The sequence below is a fragment of the Bacillus sp. F9_6S_D1_P_5 genome (genome assembly GCF_054823925.1).
This window is the reverse complement of the sequence record NZ_JBTREW010000001.1, coordinates 69283-89451: the sequence shown is the minus strand read 5'-3', so window position 1 is coordinate 89451 and position 20169 is coordinate 69283. Positions and strand designations below refer to the sequence as shown.

Genomic DNA, 20169 nt, shown 5'->3' with positions numbered 1-20169 from the left:
TTTTGATTAAAATGTTACTACATATAGTCTGATTGTTTCTGTGAGAAATGTAACATTCCTGTGAAATTTTTTTCACGAAATAATGAATTTTTCATTTACAAAAAAGAAATGTGCTCTTTACAAATGTATGGTACAATATACGGGAAAAACTCTTTTTACCCTTTATCAACACATTTGAATAAAGGAGACTGAACTTATGGTTACTACATATCTTTTATTTATCGTTGCCTACTTACTTGGCTCGATTCCATTTGCACTAGTCGTTGGAAAGATTGGTTATGGAATTGACATTCGTGAGCACGGAAGCGGTAATCTAGGCGGAACAAATACATTCCGCACACTAGGGAAAAAAGCAGGTTTTATCGTTACAATTGCTGACATTTTAAAAGGTACATTAGCAACAAGTCTACCGATTATTTTCGGATTAGATGTTCACCCACTATGGTTCGGATTAGCAGCTGTTCTTGGACATGTGTATCCGATTTTCGCGAAATTCCGTGGTGGTAAAGCAGTTGCAACTTCTGCTGGCGTGCTATTATGCTACTCACCAGTTGTTTTTGCAATATTAGCTGTTGTCTTTTTCAGCCTTTTATTTACAACAAGATACGTATCACTTTCTTCTATGGTAACAGCCGTCGTTGCTGTTATTGCATCAATTGTTAGCGGGGATAAAATCTTCATTATTGCGATGTGTTTATTAGCAGGTATGGTTATTTATAAACACCGTGCAAATATCGGACGAATTATAAATAAAACTGAACCGAAAGCAAACTTTTCAAAAAAGCAAAAATAAGATCGTAACCCACATAACGCAAAAAGAAAACGTGAAGCATATTAATAGCGTCTTTTTGCGTTATTTTTTATACTAAAGAAAAAGCAACATAATTTGGAGGAACTATACATGAATCTTTCCGTAACAAAAGAAGCAGCACAATGGTATAAAAACGAATTAAACTTACAATCGGGTGAAACACTACGCCTTTTCGTACAATACGGCGGTTGCAGTACGGTGCAAAAGGGACTTTCTTTAGGTATTCGTAAAGATGATCCTGCACATCCTGCTGTTCAAACTCAAGAAGAAGGTATTAACTTCTTTATTGAAGGCGATGATGAGTGGTTCTTCGATGGACATAATTTATCTGTTACATTTAACGACGGTGATGATTTCCCTCAATTTAATTATGAAAAATAAAAAAGCGTGGCAGATGCCACGCTTTTTTATTTTTTCTTAATTTCCTCATATTTCGCATACCACTCAGGATAGAACTTTTTAAATGATACGGGCCTGAATCCTTCTTTTTTCGCACAAATATTCGTCGTACTCGCAGTAATACAAAGGTCTCCATCGCCATTATAAATTTCATATCCATATACAACACGAAGCGGGCTCACAGTGTCCACCCACGTTTTCACAATTGCCTTTTCACCGTAACGCATCGCTTTACGATATGAAATTTGCAAGTCTAACACAGGAGAAATAATGCCCTCTTTCTCCATTTCAACATATGAAAACCCTAAATCTTGTATAAGTTTCGTACGGCCTAGTTCAAGCCACACTAAATAATTTGAATGGTAAACAACACCCATTTGATCTGTTTCCGCATAACGGATTTCAACTTCATGTTCTGCTACAAACATATGTATTCGCCTTCTTTCACTTCTGCTACCTTGCATACATTTAATCATAATACAGCGGAATCAAAAATAAAATAAAAACAGTGAATCTTTTACCGAAAGGAGCAAACACATGATTCAAATTGTAACTGTTCGTAGCGGGGATAGCGTATATAGCTTGGCATCAAAATACGGATCCACACCTGACGAAATAGTAAAAGACAATGGACTAAATCCAGCTGAAACACTCGTTGTTGGTCAGGCACTTATTGTGAATACGAAAGGGAATAATTATTATGTACAGCCTGGTGATAGTCTGTATCGAATCTCTCAAACATATAACGTTCCTCTCGCTAGTTTAGCTAAAGTGAATAACTTATCTTTAAAATCCATTCTCCACGTTGGACAGCAATTATATATACCGAAAGGGACGAAACGAGCAGTAGAATCCATCGCTTATTTACAACCTTCAACTATACCTATTAAAGAAAGTTTAGTTAATGCTACACGTGCCATTAATCCATTTTTAACATATTTAGCTTACTTCAGTTTCGAGGCAAAAAGAGATGGTACGTTAAAAGAACCAACGGAAACAGCTAAAATCGCTAATATTGCAACGCAAGGCAACACCATTCCTATGCTCGTTATTACGAACATCGAAAATGGAAATTTCAGTGCCGATCTGACATCAGTTATTTTACGGGACGCAACAATTCAAAACAAATTTATTACAAACATTTTGCAAACAGCTGAGAAATACGGTATGCGAGACATTCATTTTGATTTCGAGAGTGTAGCACCAGAAGACCGCGAAGCGTATAATCGTTTTTTACGAAATGTAAAAACACGCTTACCTAACGGATACACATTGAGTACAACGCTTGTACCGAAAACAAGTTCCAATCAAAAGGGAAAATTTTTTGAAGCTCACGATTATAAAGCGCAAGGACAAATTGTTGATTTCGTCGTCATTATGACATACGACTGGGGTTGGCAGGGCGGGCCTCCGATGGCGATTTCACCTATCGGTCCTGTCAAAGAAGTACTTCAATACGCAAAATCTCAAATGCCTCCCCAAAAGATTATGATGGGACAAAATTTATACGGATTTGATTGGAAACTACCGTTCAAACAAGGCAATCCGCCTGCAAAAGCAATTAGCTCTGTTGCAGCTGTTGCGCTAGCTCGTAAATACAATGTTCCTATCCGCTATGATTTCACAGCTCAAGCTCCACATTTTAATTACTTTGACGAAAACGGCGTACAACACGAAGTTTGGTTTGAAGATTCACGGTCTATTCAAAGTAAATTCAATTTAATGAAAGAACAAGGCATTGGTGGCATTAGCTACTGGAAGATCGGTTTACCATTCCCGCAAAATTGGCGTTTACTCGTTGAAAATTTTACGATTACAAAAAAGGCCTGACTTTTGTCGGCCTTTTTTATACGTTCTATTAAGACTCATCTTTTATTTCACTTTTTAATGAATCAATACTCTCTAAACGTCTTTGATTTTTCGCTTCAATAGCAGCACGATCTTTTTCATTAGAAAGTTCTGCTGTTTCTTTTGCTTCATTAAAATTATCAATTGTATTTTGCACCATTTCTTGTAACTTTTCAGCGTTGTCACTTCGATTATCTGGATTTGGCATGTACTTCCCTCCTAATATTGTATATACACACCATCTTAAATTACCTATCTTCCCCCAAATTTATACATAAAAAAGGAGAATACAATATTCTCCTTTTCTTTAACCGTTATCAACAATCGGTTGTTTGCCCGTTTGGTCTTGCATTTGCTTTCCTTTATTGCCACCAGCTTTTTTTGATTGTGTTCCAATATGATTCGGTGCAAAGTCTTTTGAATTCTTTTTCGGATTACCCATTACTATCGCCTCCTTAACACTAGTATCGTACTAGTGTTAAGAATTATTCAGCTTGCTTAAAAAGTTTCATTTCATAACGTTTTTCAATACGCTCTTCAATACGATCGATTGCATCCCGGTCACTTAATAATTGTTGTTTATTTTCTTTCACAAGCTCGTCAAATGATTTACGGCGACTTCTTCTCATGCTGTTCACCCTCTCTCCTTTGCTTTCTTATTACATAGTATGAGCAAAGGAAAAACTCTTTAATCAGATTTGTAAGAAAATTTTATGTTTTAGTACTCCTAAAAAAACTCCGTGCACAATAAAACGTACACGGAGTTTTTCATACCATAATATTCAAATACTCTTTTAACTTTTCATCTGCATTCATTTCACTTTGTTTATAATCATGCAGCGCTTGCAGTACGAAATCATACTGTTCTAAAATATAACTTTCTAATTTCAGGACGTCCTCTAAGCTATTAAGCATAATTCTCGTGTTACCAACTTCACTTTTTAACGCCGGTTCACATTTTAAACTCGTACATATTTCTTTCACATCATCTTCTAATCTCTCTGTTAATATGTATTTCTTTCGTCCTTTTACTTTTATTCTCATAACTGGATAAAAAGCTTTTATATCTAAATAGCTTCCTACATTCATACAACGTACCCATTCAATTTCACGTTTATTTCGTACAAGTATCTTTTTTACTGCTTCATATACTGCTGTTTCATCAAGTACTTCTGTATTTAATTTCCTGTTCGCCTCTTCTTCAATAAAGGCACATTTTTGATAAACTGCTGCACAAGTAATACAATCATCAAATGCATTATGAGAACTTAAACGAATTCCAAGCATTCGCTTTAACGTTTCAAGTTTATGATTAGGCGCGTGCTTCATGTATTTCTTTGCTAGAAACACAGTATCAATCACTTTATTTTGAGGTTCCGGTAATCCAAGCATATTCACATTACTTTTCAAAAAGCGCATATCAAAAGATGCATTATGAGCGACAATTACATTTGTATGTAAAAATGCTAAAAATAAAGGTAACACTTCTTCAATCGTCGGTGCATCCGAAACACGATAATTTGTAATACCTGTTAAACTCGTTATTCGGTCCGGAATTGAACGCTCTGGATTCACATAGGAAACAAATTGATCTACTGGTTCATGATTACGATATTTCACTGCTGCGACTTGAATAATTTTATCATTATAAGGGTTAAATCCTGTTGTTTCAAAATCAATTACAACATAATCTAACGGTAAGGATACATTCCCCACTCCATACCACTCCTTTACCTCTAAACGTTTATATTTCTTTTATCATAACATGCTGCTATCACTACGTGAAAAAGAAAAGGCAGGAATGGTAACTTTCCATCTCTACCTTTTCACCATTATTTTAATTTAGCAATACGTTTCTCCATCTCTTTTTGCGTCATCGGTCCAATAAACTTATCTTGAATGACACCTTTCGTATCTATAAAATACGAAGTTGGGATCGTAATTACTTTATACGCTGTTGTCACATCAATGTTCTTGTCCAATAAAATAGGAAAAGTAATTCCTTTTTCCTTAGCAAAATTGCTTACCTTGTCTACTCCCCCACCTTTTTCTGAAGGCGTATAATTTATTGCTAAAATCTCTACGTTTTCTTTATGTTCTTTATAGAAAGCCTCCATATCTGGCATTTCTTGCTGACAAGGTCCACACCACGTTGCCCAAAAGTTTAAAATTACTTTCTTTCCTTTTAAATCTGATAACTTTACATTCGTTCCATCTAACTTTGTTAATTCAAAGTCTGGCGCACTCTTCCCTATTTCAATACCATTACTTGCAATCATTTCTTTCATAGCAGCTTCACTTTTTTCTTGCTTTCCTTGTACAGCCTGATCGTTTTTATCAAACTGTTCATAAGCTGCATATCCCGCTAAACTAAGTAACACTACAATAATCGTAAGCTTCCTCCACATTTTATATCACCCTAACGTGTTTATCTTCTTATAACTTAATCACTCAAATACTCTATACCTTATTTTAGCTTATACGGACAAGCTTGGAAATATTCACAGTCGAAATAATCAAAATATTCTTAACTAAGATGAAATATTTTCCTTTTCATCATATAATTAGTAATATATACGAAACCTGCGAGGTGATATGTATTTTACAATTGCTAATCAACCCGTTCACTTACGTTTTTTTCACTTTACCATTACTATGTATTTGTTTGAGCAGTTTACTATACAAATTTAAATGGGCTGCTATTATTATTTCTTTTACTGTCCCTTTTATATTTTTCATTATCGTCTCTGAATTTGACATACACCTAGCTTTACAAAGCTTTGATGCTTGGATCATTTTTAGTGCTGTTTATTCTGTACTTTCCTACATAATGGCAGCATTAATAAGAAGAAAACAGCACATATAGAAATGTCAAAAAGGAGGATGTTTTTATGAATTTATTTGAAAAAATACTATTATATATTCTTAGTTTTATATTTTCCCCAATCGGTATTATCACTTGGATCATCTCACTCTTCAGTAAAGATCCTGAAAAAAGGCAAGTGGGACGTATTTGCCTCTATATCGCTTTAATCTCGTTTATCCTATTAGCCGGCCTCGGTTTTCTTACTTTCTTCACGACGACTACGACTACTATACAGTAGTTATAGAAAGGATGATTATTTTGGGAGAACATCCTATAAGTAAAGAACTTCGTTATATACGGATATGTTTAGTTGTTTTAGTAATTGTTCTTTTATTTTTCAATGGTAAAAAAGTCGTTGAAATTTCTACAAATCATGATTCTACAGAAAATGTTTCGACCGGTAATATGACACAGATTGCTGAAAACACATTCGCCATTCAAGAATATAACCCATCTCTAAGTAGCGAACATACGGTCAAAATTTTTAAATATAATCCCGATACAAACCAACTTACTTTGGTGAAAGAGTTTGATGCTAACGATACTGAGTCTTATACGTATTAACTTAATACGAGTGAATGAAGATAAGAGCACTATGTCGCTCTTATCTTTTTATTAACATCTTTTTGAAAAATGACTTATATGTTAATAATTCTCTAGGATCCCCACATTCCACAATAATTCCATTATTCATGACAACAACCCAATCCGCTATCATCGCCTTCTCGACATCATGCGTTGCCACAATTCTCGTTACATCCCTTCCTAATCCTTCTATCATATTCCAGACAGTTTCTTGATTGCTCGGATCTAATCCCGTAGTCGGTTCATCTAAAACAATAAGATTCGGATTTGAACCTATTGCTCGCAATAATGCAAGACGTTTTCTTTCCCCTCCCGAAAACTCTTCCCCGCTTTTATGTAGTACAGTTTGAATCCCCTCAGGTAAATCTCTAATAATCGGCTTCACATTAACAAGCTCCATATTTTTTTCTAACTGGGTTTCTGAATACACTTCCCCGAAATACATATTCTCTTTTACTGTCGTTCGGAAAAAGCGAGGTTCTTGCCATATCGCAGTCATACGTGCCTCATTACCATAATAAACAATGCTACCGTTAGATGGTTTATACAAACCTGTCATTAATTTTAAAAGCGTCGTTTTTCCTGCACCACTTTCTCCCACAATCATAACGAGTTCGCCAGGATTAATTTGCAAATCAATATTATGAATTCTGCATTTCTCTTCATCGTTCTCCTGAAATGAAACATTTGTTATCGTCATTCCCATCGCTCTTTCTCGATTACCATTTGCCACTCGTTTATCTAAAAAGGAAAAAATTCTATTTGCCGAAGCGACTGCAACTTGTGTCATCATTAATAAATCGCCCACATAACGGACCGGAAAAAAGAGCATTTCAATTGTCGCTAACACTGCAACAAGTGAACCAACTTCCATTTCCCCTTTCATTATTTTTTGCGCGCCTATAATGAGAACAACGATATATGCTCCTGTTTCAATCACTGTTCCAACTACTCCAATGCAATGTTGCATCATCGTCTTCTTTACTTCTGTTTTATAAGATTGTGCTGTTACTCCTTTAAATAAGCGAATGGCCCACTTTTCTTTTTGCAAACTACGTAAATCTTGCGCTCCTTTTACAAACTGTGACACCATCTCTACAACACTTGACTGATTGTTTTGAGCAATGCTTGCAATATTTCTTACCTTTTCCCCCATCAATATCGGAACAGTTGCACTTAAAAACAAAAACGGAGTTACCCACAATATGAACTTTATATCTATATGTTGTAGTGCTATGAACGCACCTACAAATTGCGCAATAGCGTGTATATATTCTATTAATATAGAACCATATAATCTGACCCAATTCGGAATATCAGACACAACTAACGTTTCTAACTCTCCTTGTTTAATTTTCTCACTCTCTTCAAACGGTAATAAGAAAAAATGGCGTAATACATCTATACGTGTCTTTCGCAATATTCGTTGACTTGCTTTGGAGCTTACATAATCAAATGAAAGATTGTTTATCCACATCAACAAGCGACTAGCTGCAAACAAAGTAATGTAAAGATACGCTCCCTTTAGCTCTCGTTGAATAAGATTATCTACAATTAGCCCCATGAATAGTGGCCGTGATAAGTTTAAAATAGCAGCAAAAATCCCACTGCATACAGCTGCTATTACTAACATTTTTTCTTTCTGTAGCGGTAACAATATTCTTTTATATTCTTTCATGATGTTCCCTCCATTTTTATAGTAAAAAGAAAGGGATGAAACCAAATGGTTTCATCCCTTTCCATAAAATAAGGAAGCTAACAGTTGTTAGCTTCCTTCTCGTTCAATTCAATTATTTAGTTCGACACTTTAGACTCTTCGATTTTTTCACGAAGAACCATTTGTAAGATACCACCGTGACGGTAGTAGTCAATTTCCACTTCACTATCGAAACGAGCTACTACTTCAAATTGTTTTTCGTTGCCATCTGCATCAGTTGCAACTACTTTTACAAGATCGCGTGGTCTAACTGTTTTGTCAATTTGAATTTCAAATGACTCGTTACCAACAAGACCTAACGTTTCAGCGCTTTCGCCATCTTTAAATTGAAGTGGTAACACACCCATTAATACTAGGTTACTACGGTGAATACGCTCGAAGCTTTCTGCGATTACTGCTTTAATACCTAATAAGTTTGTACCTTTCGCAGCCCAGTCACGAGAACTTCCCATGCCGTAATCTTTACCAGCAACAACTAGAAGGCCTGTGCCATCTTCTTTATATTTCATAGCAGCATCATAGATAGATGTTACTTCACCAGTTGGCCAATATGTTGTATATCCGCCTTCTGTTCCTGGTGCGATTTGGTTTTTAATACGGATGTTCGCGAATGTACCACGCATCATAACTTCATGGTTACCACGACGAGAACCGTAAGAGTTGAAGTCAACTGGTTGTACGCCGTTTTCTAATAAGTAGCGTCCAGCTGGTGTATGCTTACCGATTGAACCTGCTGGTGAAATGTGGTCTGTCGTTACAGAGTCACCAAATTTACCAACTACGCGTAAGCCTGATAACGTTTCAACTTCACCTGGCTCTTTAGATAATCCTTCAAAGAATGGTGGGTTTTGAATGTATGTTGAATCATTATCCCAAGTATATAAAGCTTCATTAGAAGTTTGGATTTCATTCCAACGCTCATTGCTATTAAATACTTGTGCATATTCTTTCTTGAACAGTTCAGATGTAACAACGCTTTGAACTACATCTTCAATTTCTTTAGCTGATGGCCAAATATCATTGAAGTAAACAGCATTGCCATTTGCATCTTTACCGATTTCATCATTTTTCAGGTCAATATCAACAGTACCTGCAAGTGCATATGCCACAACAAGTGGTGGTGATGCTAAGTAGTTTGCTTTTACAAGTGGGTGAATACGACCTTCAAAGTTACGGTTACCAGATAAAACAGATGTTACTAGTAAGTCGTTTGCTGCGATTGATTCTTCTAATTCTGGCGCTAATGGACCAGAGTTACCGATACAAGTCGTACAGCCGTAACCAACTGTTTGGAAACCTAATTGATCTAAATATGTTGTTAAACCTGATTTATCTAAGTATTCAGTAACAACTTTAGATCCTGGTGCTAATGATGTTTTTACGTACTCAGGTACTACAAGCCCTTTTTCAATTGCTTTTTTCGCAACTAGACCTGCCCCGATTAATACGTATGGGTTTGATGTATTTGTACAGCTTGTAATTGCAGCGATTGCAATTGCACCTGTTTTCATCGTTACTTCTTTATCTTCTAATGTAACCTTCACTTCTTTATCGAACTCTTGCTCATTAAATCCAAGTCCTTGTGTTCCAACTGGCGCTAAAACAGCTTTGTGGAACGCATCTTTCATATCTGAAAGTGGAATTAAATCTTGTGGGCGTTTCGGTCCAGAAAGGTTAGATTCAATTGTATTTAAATCAATTTCAACAAGATCAGTGTAAATTGGATCTTTGCTGTCTGCTGTATAGAATAAGCCGTTCGCTTTACAGTATTCTTCAACAACGCGAATTTGCTCTTCATCTCTACCTGTTAAACGTAAGTATTCTAATGAAATATCGTCGATTGGGAAGAATCCACAAGTTGCGCCGTATTCTGGCGCCATGTTTGAAATTGTTGCACGGTCAGCTAAAGGCATGCTCTTTAGTCCATTACCGAAGAACTCAACGAATTTACCAACTACACCTTTTTGACGTAATACTTGTGTTACTTTTAATGCAACGTCTGTTGCTGTAGTACCACTTGGAAGTGTACCAGTTAATTTCACACCGATTACTTCAGGTACTGGGAAGTATGAAGGCTGTCCAAGCATTCCTGCTTCTGCTTCAATACCACCAACGCCCCATCCAAGAACGCCGATACCGTTAATCATTGTTGTATGTGAGTCTGTTCCAACTAATGAATCTGGGTATGCAACTAAGTCACCTTCAGCATTTTTCACAGCATGAACGACTGGCGCTAAATATTCAAGGTTTACTTGGTGTACAATACCTGTAGCTGGTGGAACTGCACGGTAGTTATCAAATGATTTTTGTGCCCAGCTTAAAAATTTATAACGTTCTTCATTACGTTTAAACTCTAAGTCCATATTGAATGCAAGCGCGTCTGCCGTACCCGCTCTATCAACCTGTACAGAGTGGTCAATTACAAGGTCTACAGTAATTTCTGGATTAATTTTATCAGGATCCCCACCCATGTCTGCCATTGCTTTACGAAGCGAAGCCAAATCTACAACAGCCGGAACACCAGTGAAATCTTGTAAAATTACACGAGATGGTTTAAATGGAACATCGATATCTTGCACATCTTTCGTTCCCCATTTCGCTAAATTTGTAACATGCTCTTCTGTAATTACACGTCCGTCTACTTGACGAAGTACTGATTCAAGTAAAACTTTCACGGAATATGGTAATTGAGATACGTTGCCAACCCCTGCGTTTTCAAGCGCTTTCAAATCATAATAATGATACGTTTTTCCATCTACTTCAAAAGTTGCACGTGATTGAAATGGATTATGTTTGACCATTATGTTTCCCCCCTGTTAAACGTGACTAAGTTGTCTGAATATAAAATGTAGACAAACTTTTCAATACCTTACGATAATATCTTATTACAACTTTCTAAATAAGTAAATAATAAGAAACTTATAGATTATCATAAGTTTTCTTTATGTTTCTAAATTTGAATAATGTTCACGCTCCTTATGAATACTATTACCATAAAGTAAAGTACTCTATTAACGCTTTACTTACAGTTCATACACACTATGAACTGCTCTTCATTCAACTTACAAAAAAGTTATAGAGGTGAAACAACATGGGTAAAAGAAAAGCAAATCATACTATTTCAGGAATGAATGCTGCATCTGCACAAGGACAAGGAACTGGTTACAATGAAGAATTTGCAAACGAGCCTTTAACTCCCGCAGAGCGACAAAATAATAAGAAACGTAAAAAGAACCAGTAACGAAAAATCCCAAAAGGTCCATTCTCCTTTTGGGATTTTTTCTAATGTTTATAACGTAGTAATTCCGAAACCGTCACAAATCGATAACCTTGTTTTTTCAGCTCAGGTAAAATTTTTGCTAATGCTGCTACTGTTTGACTACGATCATTTCCTCCATCATGTAACAATACGATATCTCCACTTTTAGCATGTTTCACTACATGATTTACAATGGATTCAACCCCTGGATTCGCCCAATCACGTGGGTCTTGATGCCACGACCATAGAACAGTTTGATAACCCGCTTCTTTCGCGGTTTTAAATACAGCATCGTTAATATATCCGCCAGGAGGGCGGAATAGCAAAGGTTCTTTCACCCATTTTTTAAAATATTTCTTTCCATCTAAAATATCATTTTCTAATTTTTCATCTGATGAATTACTCGCATACAAATGATTCATCGTATGATTTCCAACTTCATGCCCCTCTTTTAACACTTGTTTCACCAAATATGGATTACGCTGAACTCGAAATCCAATCATAAAAAATGTCGCTTCTGCTTTATATTGACGTAATAAATGTAAAATTTGTGGTGTATAAGTTGGATCTGGTCCATCATCAAATGTAATGGCAATAATCTTTTCATTATTAGGTACTTCCCACGTTACATAGCCAGTTGGTTCTAGCTCTTTTCTGAGCAACATTTTCGCTTCCACTTTTTCAACTTGAAATATATGTACTGCGCATAATAAAGAGAAAACGAATAGAAAAATTTTCTTTTTTCGCATAATGTTCATTAAAGTAAGAGGTTGCCGAATACACAACAACCTCATTTACTTTTCTAATTGATCTACATGTTGCATAATATTTTGGAGATTATTTTCGTATTGCTCAAGTTGTGGGCGTTGTGTTTCCGAAGCTACTTCTAATGCATTTTGAATCTGTTCATACGCCTCCTGAACCTCTTGGCGCAACTCTTTTAAATCATGACCGTAGTTTGGATCATTTTTTACAATGTTGTTAAATGCATGTTCTGCTTGTGTAACTCCTTGCTGCGCTGCTTGAAAAGCTTGTTGTTTATCTTTATGATATGGCATTATATAATCCCCTTTCCATAATAGTTAGTCCCATTTATCTTTACCTTTTTTTCTAAAAACATTCTCGTATAAATTTGCAAACTTCTCTCATTCTAAAGAGAAAGAGGAGGTGTCACATACAATGGGAAAAAACAATCGTGAAGCGAAAGAAAAAAAGGGACAACCTGAACCATTAAGCGGATCTCATAAAGTAAAAAACCGTAACCATTCACGCCAAAAAAATCATGCACATCATGATATGTAAAACAAAAGGCTCACACTAGCTACCTTTATCACATACAATGTTTATATTTTTACATTTATTCTTCACCCCTACTTCATTCATGCATAACATAGTATGAATTGAGATTTTACGGAGGGTGTCTTACATGGGCAAGAAAAAGAAGGATTGTCTTTTTCATGTTGATGGTTTCGAAGAATGGATGGATCAATTTTGTTCTGATTCTTGTAGTAACTTTAGTTTCCCAAATCAAATTCATATTGACCTTTGCGAAACTGAACAAGAGTATATTTTGGAAACAGATGTACCGAATGTATCTGAACAAAATGTAGTCATTAAAAAGATGGAGACAGGCCTAAATATTTGCATACTTCATAAAAATATTTCTTTGCAGCGGAGCATTCCTTTACCCGCCAATATTATTTATAAGAAGATGCTAGCCTGCTTAGAGAATGGATATTTAGCCATTCATATTTCAAAAAACGAAGTTGCTACTAAACATGAAGAAAAAGTTCTTTTTCAAATTGAGAATTAAAATAAATACAAAAATAAGCCCCAGCCGTCTGCTGGGGCTTATTTTATTTCGCATGTAATTGTAAATTACAATTTCTATCATGCCTTTTTTTCAATAAACCTTTTGTAACTAAAAGTACAGGAAATGCTACAGTTGAAAATATAGCTAGCGCTGAAAAGACGATAAATCCATTTTGGTACCCGTAGTAATCGAGAAGTACCCCCCCAAACCACGGACCAATTACTGCTCCAATTCCTGAAAACCCCATCGCTCCAAAATACGTTCCTTTTAAATGCGAAACAGCTATATCATCTATAAACACATCCGTCATTGAAAACATGAGAACCTCTCCAATTGTAAAAATAATTGTGCAGACGGCAGCACCTATCATAGATTCTACTATTCCAAATCCAAACAATCCTCCGCTTACAAATAAAGTTCCAACCATAATGGATACTAACGGTGTATACTTTTTACACATTTGAATAACAGGATATTGAATTACGACTACAACAATCGCATTTAAAACTAACATATATGAAAATAATTTCACCCCATCCTGAAATATATGTGCATTTGCAAAATATTGAGATACTGTTGTCGTTAAGTGAGAAAAACTGGAATTACTCAAAATAATACCGAATAAGGCAACTAAAAATACGACATCCTTTCGCAAAATGCGGATTGCATTTAACATTGTGACAGGCTTTTCTGTCTTTACTTTCTTTTTTCCAATTGGATACTTCTTAAATTGGAACGCTAATATAGCTGTATATAGAATGTATACTCCAGCTGCCACTAAAAACGGAATTGTCGATTTTGCGCTTCCAATCTGTAATCCGACAAGTGGACCAATCGCTACTCCAACATTGATTGCACCGTAACGCAAATTATATACAAGTAAACGATACTCTGGTTTCGTTAAATCTGATAATAATGCCCTTGACGTGGGTTCAAAAAAGGACCTACATAATCCATTTAAAGCATTTAATAAAAAGAAACTTAAAACATGATCTGCAAGTGAAAAACCTATGAATACAAAGACCCAAACGATCATGGACCATATTATAATCATATTTCGACCGAATCGATCAGATAAATTCCCTCCAATAAAACTAGCAAAAACTCCAACAAGTGCACTCGTTCCAATAATAGCACCCGTCATTCCAGCTGATACACCTTTAACAGTCGTTAAATAAATTGCTAAAAAGGGAATACTCATTGACGTGGCAAACCTCGCAAATAAAGTCCCTATTATAATTGTCATTCCTAATGGATGTATATTTTGTAACTTCCCCTTCATCTAAAAAACCTACTCTCCCTGTTCTTACATGAAAAAAGAAAGCAAAGGATCTGCTTTCTTTTCCCTTTTTATACTTGAGCTGTTGATACCCGCGCTGTTCTCGTTATATCCATATCTATGCCATATGTAAACTGTAATTCTTTACAAACATCTTTAATTAAAATTGTGACATTATACTTCTCATTAAATTGTAAAACGATGTTTTCTACTTCTTCATATGTATACTTATATTCCCCTGTAATGACACTTTTTAGATCAAAGCATTCATTTATACAAAGTTGTACAAGCAGCTCGTCATATTTCTCTATTACATCTTCTTTCTTCCAAAGTACCTCTTTTACATATAACCGATCAAACTTCACACTTTCTCGATTACAGTCCGTTAAAATCCGGGTCATTTCATTTAATTCTCGATACAATTCAGAAATATTTTTGCTTAAACTAAGCAGTTTATCTACGCCGTTTTCATATAACATATTCATTCCACCCCCGCATTTTCTTTTTCTTATTATAGCAAGAAAATTCTAAAAATAGTTTCTTTCTTCTGAAATATTAGGAAACTAATTTCAATTGCTTTACAATGAAACTAGTGAACACGAAGGGGGAAATAAACTTGGAGCAAAAATTATATTACACTGACGCTTATAAGCAAGACTTTACTACTAAAATTATAAAGAAAGATTATGATAAAGACGGTAACTTATACGTTGTTTTAAACGAAACGGCATTTTATCCTACAGGCGGCGGACAACCATTTGATACTGGTACATTAAATGGTATCGATGTAATCAATGTAGAAGAGATAAATGGAGAAATTCGTCACTTTATTGTAGAACAATTACATACTGAAGAAGTAGAAGGTAAAATCAATTGGGAGCGCCGTTTTGATCATATGCAGCAGCATACAGCTCAGCACATTTTATCTGCTGCTTTTTGGGACCATTTTAACATACCTACGATTGGATTCCATCTTGGTAAAGAAACGGTAACAATTGATTTAGAAACAGAAAAGCTTCATGCAGAAACGGTTGAAAAAGCAGTACAAATTGCAAACAAAATTGTTTTTGAAAACCATCCAATCCGCATCCAGTGGATGAACTTAGAAGAAGCGAAAACGTTGCCCCTTCGTAAAGAACCGACTTTAACAGAAAATATACGTGTTGTTATAATTGAAAACTTCGACTACAACGGCTGTGGCGGAACACATCCGAAACATACAGGTGAAGTAGGTCCTATTCAAGTATTAGGATGGGAGCGTAATAAAGGCGGCATACGATTAACGTTTATCGCTGGCTGGCGCACACTAAAACTTATGGGGCAACAGCAACAAATTATAAAAGATGTTTCTAAACAATTAAACAGTAGCGAAAATGATATTCCAACAAAAGTAGCACAACTTCTTACTTCTCAAAAAGAAAACGAAAAAACAATACAAACAATGAATGAAAAATTATTATATGCAGAGGCAAACGAACTACTGCAACAGCCTTCAGAAATACATGCTGGCATACTTATTTCTAAAGTATTTACAAGTCGTTCTATGCAAGAAATCGCAAAGCTTTCTGCTATTATTACAGAACAACAAGAGCATGCCATTACATATTTCGTTATCGAAAATGAGGACAAATTACAATGTATTCTTGCTTGCGGAAAATCAGTCACACTCGATATGAACACACTTTTAAAAGATGCTCTTCCTACAATTGAAGGAAAAGGTGGCGGAAATAAAAAGATTGCGCGCGGCGGTGGAAAAGCGGTTATGACCGGGGACGAGTTTTTAAATCAGCTTGTTTCTTCTTTACAGTCAGCGGTGTAAAATGTTTTTGCGAAGGATAGCTACTTGCTATCCTTCCTCTCTATTTACAGGCCAATATTTCGTTTCACTCCTTGATAACTCCCTGCATTTGCAAACCCTTCATTTACCAGTTTTATAAAAGTTTCCGAAAAGTCATAATGACTTAATTCTTTAATCGGTACCATTTGCACATCTTGAATTGGATTATGATCAAACTCATTAGAAGGCAGCGTAATTTCACCTTCAATCCTTTCAAGTAGAAACGTAATATGTAATAAAGATGGGCTAGCATCTGGTTTATCACAAACATAGAGTAACTTCTTTATTTTAACTTCTAACCCTGTTTCTTCTCTCATTTCTCGAATCATCGCCTCTTCTAACATTTCACCATTCTCTACCCTTCCCCCAGGTAAAGACCAATTGCGATTAGCCACTTTTTGCTTTACTAGCAATACTTTTTCATCTTCAATTAAAATTCCCGTAACACGAACTTGCATTACACTTTCCATATGTAATCTCCTCTTCCCGTTATATTTACAAATTAATCCTTCCACAAAAAGAACGTACGTTTTATAATTAAAGAAAATTACGGAAGAAAGAAGTTGTTACATTCATGCGTCCACCTTTAACAAAGTCTATATCACTTGAAGATTTCCAAAACTATTACTGGTTAAAAGCAGAACTGCAAACATTTTGTCGTGAGCATGGTTTGCCAGCTATTGGCTCTAAGATTGAAATAACCGAGCGTATCTCACATTATTTACAGACTGGTAAAACATTAAAAAACAGCTCTGCTCAAAAGTTGAGTAAAGCTTCCCTCTCTTATAAAGACATTTCTCTTCAAACGATTATTACTAACAATCACCGCTGTAGCGAAGATGTTCGTGCTTTTTTCAAAGAAAAAATTGGAGCAAACTTCCGCTTTACAGTAGCTCTTCAAAAATTTTTAAAAGAGAATGTTGGAAAAACATATGAAGACGCGATAACTTTTTGGTATGAAGAATACGAACGAAAAAAAGATCCTACATACAAAACAACTATTAGTGCGCAGTTTGAATACAATCGTTTTACTCGCGACTTTTTCGAAGATCCAAATAACAAAGGGAAATCAAAAGCTGATGCTATCGCTGCTTGGAATGAAATAAAAGCAAAACCTGGTAGCAATGCTTATGTTCCTCAAAAAGTAGAAAACTAGTTCTTTTCTAGTCTTCTACTTTTTCAAATAATAGCGCCAGCCCTATCCCGCCCCCTATTCCTAACGTCGCAATTCCATATTTCATATGTTCTCGTTTCACCTGATAAAACAAGCGCGTTACAAGCATAGCACCAGATGCACCGTACGGATGACCGAGCGCAATTGCCCCACCATTTACATTTAATTTTTCATATGGAATTTGTAACTCCTTTGCACAAGCAACAACTTTTGAGGCAAATGCTTCATTTATTTCAAAATAATCGATGTCCTCTACTTTCATATTCATTTCGTTTAATAATTTGTTCACCGCGAATATCGGACCAGTCCCCGGAAGATTTGGATCCACTCCAACTACAGCACTACGAACGAAACGAAGTACAGGCTTGTATCCTAATTTTCGGGCTTGCCCCTCTTCCATTACAAGAACGGCACACGCACCATCATTTACACCGCACGAATTACCTGCCGTTACTGTACCATTTTGTAAAAATGCAGGCTTTGTTTTTTTAATCATTCTTTCATAATTCATTTCTCGTTTTATAGCTTCGTCAAAAGAGCCATTAAACGGAAGTATTTCATCTTGTAAATATCCATTTTCTACTGCTTGCAGTGTCCGTTTATAACTAAGACAAGCGTATTCGTCTTGCATTTCTCGCGTTATATTATAACGCTCTGCAACATATTCAGCCGCCACTCCCATATTAGGATCACCAATTGTTTCTGGTGAAAATCGCGCTCTATTTTGAAATGGTGATGTACTTGTACTCTCTACTCCTCCTGCAATATAACAATTACCTGCCCCGCCTTGAATGAAATGACATGCGGTGCGAATTGCTTCCAAACCAGCACCACATTGCCGATCAATCGTTACACCAGGAATATGATAGCCAAGTCCTGCCTCTAAAGCAGATAATCTCGCAACATTCCCTCTTGGTCCAACAACATTACCTAATATGACATCGTCTATTTCTCTCTCAATGCCTTTACTTAAAAACGTAAGAAGCGGCGCTGCTAATTGCTGAACTTCATAATCTTTTAACATCCCATTCTTCTTACCAATGGGCGTCCTTTTCGCTTCTACAATAACCGCTCTATTCATATATCTTCTCCCGGTTTTCAATCAGATTTTTTGCTGCAATACGAGCGATTTTCCCGCTGTCTGTATACGGTATTTCATCTACAAAATACCATTCTTTCGGTATTTTAAACGAAGATAATCGTTGTAAGCAAAAACTTTTTAATTGTTGCTTCGTAGCGCTTCCTTTTACGATGGCGACAGGTTTTTCACCCCAATAACTATCTTTCAAACCAACTACAACTATTTCATCTACAGCTGGATGTTCATGTAATATACTCTCTATTTCTTCTGGAAAAATATTAATTCCTCCAAATAAAATCATATTCTTCTCTCTACCAGCAATATAAATAAAACCTTCTTCATCTTCATAACCTACATCTCGCACTGTCATCCAGCCATCCGTACTGACCTCTGGAACTAAAATCTCATCTAATATGTATCCCATAAAAAACTGATCACTTTTCACATAAACTGTCCCTATCTCGCCTTTCTGTACTTCTTCTCCTGCTTCATTGCATATTCGAACTTGCACATTGTGACAAGGTTTCCCTACTGAATTTGGCCTTCTATCGCCCTCTTCATCAACTAGCGCTGTTACAAAACTTAGTTCCGATGCACCGTAAAATTCATATTTTCGTGCATAAGGGAATATACTCTTTATTTTTTCTTTCGCTTCAGCTTCCCATTTCGCTCCTGACGAAATAATTTTCATTTCATTTTCTATTACTCTATTTTCTTTATATAAAGATTCTAACATTGTCGGAACTGCATACATGACCGAAATATGTTCCTTCTCTAACTTATCCAGTACTTGATCTGGAATAAACTTTTTCATTATATGCACCGTTTGTCCTACATATAATGCACTTATTACACCGTATAAAAAAAGAGAATGAACGAGCGTCCCAGCTATTAAAATAGAATCTTCTTTTTTCATATGAAAATCATGTACATTACAATCAAAACTATGAACCCACGATTGTTGTGCACGTAAAAACGCTTTCGCCTTCCCAGTCGATCCTGATGTAAACCCCATATAAAAAGGAGCATGTTGTACATTTTCTATAGGGAAATATGTAGGCAGATAGTTCTCTATCATTCTTTTCCACTCATCAATTTCCATTACTCTTCCTTCTTCATCCGGTAGATCATTTACCTTATATCGCTCTGTCACAATTAAATCCGGATTACAGATTGCGATTCTTTCTTTGAGCTCATCCTGTTTCCACTTTATATCTAATGGTACACAAACCCATCCGGCCATAGCAGCACCAGCGAATAGTTGTAAAAACTCGATACTATTTTCTAATACAATTGCTATCGTTTTATTCTTCGATTCTTTTTCACTCAACCAGTTTGTTACTTTACATACTGACTCAAACCAATCTTTATATGTTAAAACTCGATTATTTTCCTTTATTGCTATTTTATTTGGTTGTAAAGAGGCATGCTCTTTATATTCTTTTGTAATCCCCATTTGAGACGTCCTTCCCTTACAAAATAATAAAAAGAAACACGCAA

Annotated in this window: 25 protein-coding genes; 10 read left to right on the top strand and 15 right to left on the bottom strand. The window is 35.8% G+C overall.

Annotation, left to right across the window (positions count from 1 at the left end; genetic code table 11):
* Positions 1-196 precede the first annotated feature (196 nt).
* On the top strand, positions 197-793 hold the full coding sequence (plsY, locus tag ACUXEY_RS00505; protein ID WP_000258967.1) for a glycerol-3-phosphate 1-O-acyltransferase PlsY: 597 nt from the start codon (positions 197-199) through the stop codon (positions 791-793).
* A 108-nt stretch (positions 794-901) separates the two neighbouring features.
* Positions 902-1192 (top strand): HesB/YadR/YfhF family protein, encoded by a 291-nt coding sequence (locus tag ACUXEY_RS00500; protein WP_001054449.1) that lies wholly within the window; start codon positions 902-904, stop codon positions 1190-1192.
* Positions 1193-1218: 26 nt separating this feature from the next.
* Here ACUXEY_RS00500 and ACUXEY_RS00495 read toward each other — a convergent pair whose 3' ends face one another.
* The gene (locus ACUXEY_RS00495; RefSeq protein ID WP_000495807.1) at positions 1219-1638 is read right to left on the bottom strand and encodes an acyl-CoA thioesterase; all 420 of its coding nucleotides are present in this window, start codon (positions 1636-1638) and stop codon (positions 1219-1221) included.
* Positions 1639-1747: 109 nt separating this feature from the next.
* Between ACUXEY_RS00495 and ACUXEY_RS00490 the strand changes: the two genes are divergently transcribed.
* Positions 1748-3040 (top strand): glycosyl hydrolase family 18 protein, encoded by a 1293-nt coding sequence (locus tag ACUXEY_RS00490; protein WP_166703977.1) that lies wholly within the window; start codon positions 1748-1750, stop codon positions 3038-3040.
* A 28-nt stretch (positions 3041-3068) separates the two neighbouring features.
* Here ACUXEY_RS00490 and tlp read toward each other — a convergent pair whose 3' ends face one another.
* From tlp to ACUXEY_RS00465, 5 genes are all read right to left on the bottom strand, one after another.
* Positions 3069-3266 carry a small acid-soluble spore protein Tlp gene (gene tlp, locus ACUXEY_RS00485; protein WP_002172888.1) on the bottom strand — a complete coding sequence of 66 codons (198 nt, stop codon included), beginning with the start codon at positions 3264-3266 and terminating at the stop codon, positions 3069-3071.
* Positions 3267-3365: 99 nt separating this feature from the next.
* On the bottom strand, positions 3366-3500 hold the full coding sequence (sspN, locus tag ACUXEY_RS00480; RefSeq protein WP_000527987.1) for an acid-soluble spore protein SspN: 135 nt from the start codon (positions 3498-3500) through the stop codon (positions 3366-3368).
* Positions 3501-3543: 43 nt separating this feature from the next.
* Positions 3544-3687 carry an FbpB family small basic protein gene (locus tag ACUXEY_RS00475; RefSeq protein WP_001254697.1) on the bottom strand — a complete coding sequence of 48 codons (144 nt, stop codon included), beginning with the start codon at positions 3685-3687 and terminating at the stop codon, positions 3544-3546.
* Between the two features lie 139 nt (positions 3688-3826).
* Complete coding sequence (locus ACUXEY_RS00470; RefSeq protein WP_461299809.1) at positions 3827-4774, bottom strand: 3'-5' exonuclease; 948 nt, start codon at positions 4772-4774, stop codon at positions 3827-3829.
* Between the two features lie 116 nt (positions 4775-4890).
* Positions 4891-5466 carry a TlpA family protein disulfide reductase gene (locus ACUXEY_RS00465; RefSeq protein ID WP_461299808.1) on the bottom strand — a complete coding sequence of 192 codons (576 nt, stop codon included), beginning with the start codon at positions 5464-5466 and terminating at the stop codon, positions 4891-4893.
* Positions 5467-5949: 483 nt separating this feature from the next.
* Here ACUXEY_RS00465 and ACUXEY_RS00460 point away from each other — a divergent pair, with 483 nt between their 5' ends.
* The gene (locus tag ACUXEY_RS00460) at positions 5950-6162 is read left to right on the top strand and encodes a hypothetical protein (protein ID WP_429603159.1); all 213 of its coding nucleotides are present in this window, start codon (positions 5950-5952) and stop codon (positions 6160-6162) included.
* 11 nt (positions 6163-6173) lie between these two features.
* Positions 6174-6488, top strand: coding sequence for a YmzC family protein (locus tag ACUXEY_RS00455; protein ID WP_166703997.1), 315 nt, complete (start codon positions 6174-6176; stop codon positions 6486-6488).
* Between the two features lie 40 nt (positions 6489-6528).
* Here ACUXEY_RS00455 and ACUXEY_RS00450 read toward each other — a convergent pair whose 3' ends face one another.
* Together ACUXEY_RS00450 and acnA are read right to left on the bottom strand one after the other, a co-directional pair.
* Positions 6529-8187: an ABC transporter ATP-binding protein gene (locus ACUXEY_RS00450; protein ID WP_429603160.1), complete on the bottom strand. Its 1659-nt coding sequence runs from the start codon at positions 8185-8187 to the stop codon at positions 6529-6531.
* Between the two features lie 116 nt (positions 8188-8303).
* The gene (gene acnA / locus ACUXEY_RS00445; protein ID WP_166704001.1) at positions 8304-11027 is read right to left on the bottom strand and encodes an aconitate hydratase AcnA; all 2724 of its coding nucleotides are present in this window, start codon (positions 11025-11027) and stop codon (positions 8304-8306) included.
* Between the two features lie 290 nt (positions 11028-11317).
* Here acnA and sspO point away from each other — a divergent pair, with 290 nt between their 5' ends.
* Entirely contained in the window at positions 11318-11467 is a 150-nt protein-coding gene (gene sspO, locus ACUXEY_RS00440) for an acid-soluble spore protein SspO (RefSeq protein ID WP_000518057.1), read from the top strand.
* 41 nt (positions 11468-11508) lie between these two features.
* Here sspO and pdaB read toward each other — a convergent pair whose 3' ends face one another.
* Both pdaB and ACUXEY_RS00430 read right to left on the bottom strand, forming a co-directional pair.
* Entirely contained in the window at positions 11509-12234 is a 726-nt protein-coding gene (gene pdaB / locus ACUXEY_RS00435) for a polysaccharide deacetylase family sporulation protein PdaB (protein ID WP_461300037.1), read from the bottom strand.
* Between the two features lie 45 nt (positions 12235-12279).
* Positions 12280-12543, bottom strand: a complete 264-nt coding sequence (locus tag ACUXEY_RS00430) for a hypothetical protein (RefSeq protein WP_001146291.1) — start codon at positions 12541-12543, stop codon at positions 12280-12282.
* A 121-nt stretch (positions 12544-12664) separates the two neighbouring features.
* On the opposite strand from ACUXEY_RS00430, the gene ACUXEY_RS00425 reads away from it, so the two are divergent.
* Together ACUXEY_RS00425 and ACUXEY_RS00420 are read left to right on the top strand one after the other, a co-directional pair.
* Positions 12665-12787 (top strand): small acid-soluble spore protein P, encoded by a 123-nt coding sequence (locus tag ACUXEY_RS00425; RefSeq protein ID WP_000517650.1) that lies wholly within the window; start codon positions 12665-12667, stop codon positions 12785-12787.
* Between the two features lie 124 nt (positions 12788-12911).
* Positions 12912-13298 carry an Hsp20/alpha crystallin family protein gene (locus ACUXEY_RS00420; protein WP_429603162.1) on the top strand — a complete coding sequence of 129 codons (387 nt, stop codon included), beginning with the start codon at positions 12912-12914 and terminating at the stop codon, positions 13296-13298.
* A gap of 43 nt (positions 13299-13341) precedes the next feature.
* On the opposite strand, the gene ACUXEY_RS00415 is transcribed toward ACUXEY_RS00420, so the two are convergent.
* Together ACUXEY_RS00415 and ACUXEY_RS00410 are read right to left on the bottom strand one after the other, a co-directional pair.
* A complete protein-coding gene (locus ACUXEY_RS00415) occupies positions 13342-14580 on the bottom strand; it encodes an MDR family MFS transporter (RefSeq protein ID WP_461299807.1) in 1239 nt (412 codons plus the stop codon).
* Positions 14581-14648: 68 nt separating this feature from the next.
* A complete protein-coding gene (locus ACUXEY_RS00410; protein WP_000965138.1) occupies positions 14649-15056 on the bottom strand; it encodes a hypothetical protein in 408 nt (135 codons plus the stop codon).
* A 137-nt stretch (positions 15057-15193) separates the two neighbouring features.
* Between ACUXEY_RS00410 and ACUXEY_RS00405 the strand changes: the two genes are divergently transcribed.
* On the top strand, positions 15194-16396 hold the full coding sequence (locus tag ACUXEY_RS00405) for an alanyl-tRNA editing protein (RefSeq protein ID WP_461299806.1): 1203 nt from the start codon (positions 15194-15196) through the stop codon (positions 16394-16396).
* A gap of 44 nt (positions 16397-16440) precedes the next feature.
* Here ACUXEY_RS00405 and ACUXEY_RS00400 read toward each other — a convergent pair whose 3' ends face one another.
* Positions 16441-16884 carry an NUDIX hydrolase gene (locus ACUXEY_RS00400; protein ID WP_429603166.1) on the bottom strand — a complete coding sequence of 148 codons (444 nt, stop codon included), beginning with the start codon at positions 16882-16884 and terminating at the stop codon, positions 16441-16443.
* 104 nt (positions 16885-16988) lie between these two features.
* Here ACUXEY_RS00400 and ACUXEY_RS00395 point away from each other — a divergent pair, with 104 nt between their 5' ends.
* Complete coding sequence (locus tag ACUXEY_RS00395) at positions 16989-17570, top strand: DUF6434 domain-containing protein (RefSeq protein ID WP_461299805.1); 582 nt, start codon at positions 16989-16991, stop codon at positions 17568-17570.
* Between the two features lie 7 nt (positions 17571-17577).
* On the opposite strand, the gene ACUXEY_RS00390 is transcribed toward ACUXEY_RS00395, so the two are convergent.
* On the bottom strand, positions 17578-18669 hold the full coding sequence (locus ACUXEY_RS00390; protein WP_461299804.1) for an acetyl-CoA C-acyltransferase: 1092 nt from the start codon (positions 18667-18669) through the stop codon (positions 17578-17580).
* Complete coding sequence (locus ACUXEY_RS00385; RefSeq protein WP_461299803.1) at positions 18662-20125, bottom strand: acyl-CoA synthetase; 1464 nt, start codon at positions 20123-20125, stop codon at positions 18662-18664. Before ACUXEY_RS00385 ends, ACUXEY_RS00390 begins: the two co-directional genes overlap by 8 nt.
* Between the last annotated feature and the right edge of the window lie 44 nt (positions 20126-20169).